This is a genomic window from Photobacterium obscurum (assembly GCF_026191635.1).
Lineage (GTDB): Bacteria > Pseudomonadota > Gammaproteobacteria > Enterobacterales > Vibrionaceae > Photobacterium > Photobacterium obscurum.
In genome coordinates this window covers 1-845 of sequence record NZ_JAKRRW010000059.1, presented here as the reverse complement: position 1 = coordinate 845, position 845 = coordinate 1, and the positions used below count along the sequence as shown (strand labels likewise).

Genomic DNA, 845 nt, shown 5'->3' with positions numbered 1-845 from the left:
TCAAAAGTATACGGTGGTGAAGCTAAAGACTTCGCATCTATCGATAACGCTCCAGAAGAGCGCGAGCGTGGTATCACAATCTCTACTTCTCACGTAGAGTACGATACTCCAACTCGTCACTACGCACACGTTGACTGCCCAGGACACGCCGATTACGTTAAAAACATGATCACCGGTGCTGCGCAGATGGATGGTGGTATCCTAGTTGTTGCTGCAACTGATGGTCCTATGCCTCAGACGCGTGAGCACATCCTTCTTGGTCGTCAGGTTGGTATCCCTTACATCATCGTATTCATGAACAAATGTGACATGGTTGATGATGAAGAACTACTAGAACTAGTAGAAATGGAAGTTCGTGAACTTCTATCTGAGTACGAATTCCCAGGTGATGACTGCCCAGTAATCATGGGTTCTGCTCTTGGCGCTCTAAACGGCGAGAAAGAGTGGGAAGACAAGATCGTTGAACTAGCTGAAGCTCTAGATAACTACATCCCAGAGCCAGAGCGTGCAATCGATCTACCATTCATCCTTCCAATCGAAGATGTATTCTCAATCCAGGGCCGTGGTACTGTTGTAACTGGTCGTGTTGAGCAAGGTATCATCACTGTAGGTGACGAAGTAGAAATCGTAGGTATCAAAGAAACTACATCTACTACTTGTACTGGTGTTGAGATGTTCCGTAAGCTTCTTGACGAAGGCCGTGCTGGTGAGAACGTTGGTGTTCTTCTACGTGGTACTAAGCGTGACGAAGTTGAGCGTGGTCAGGTTCTTGCTAAGCCTGGTTCAATCACTCCACACACTACTTTCACTTCAGAAATCTATGTTCTTTCTAAAGATGAAGGCGG

Annotated in this window: 1 protein-coding gene; it reads left to right on the top strand. The window is 46.4% G+C overall.

Translation table 11 applies throughout. From position 1 onward, the window contains the following. Positions 1-845 (top strand): elongation factor Tu (tuf, locus tag MD588_RS25885; protein ID WP_265700831.1); only part of this gene is annotated, 845 nt, incomplete at both ends.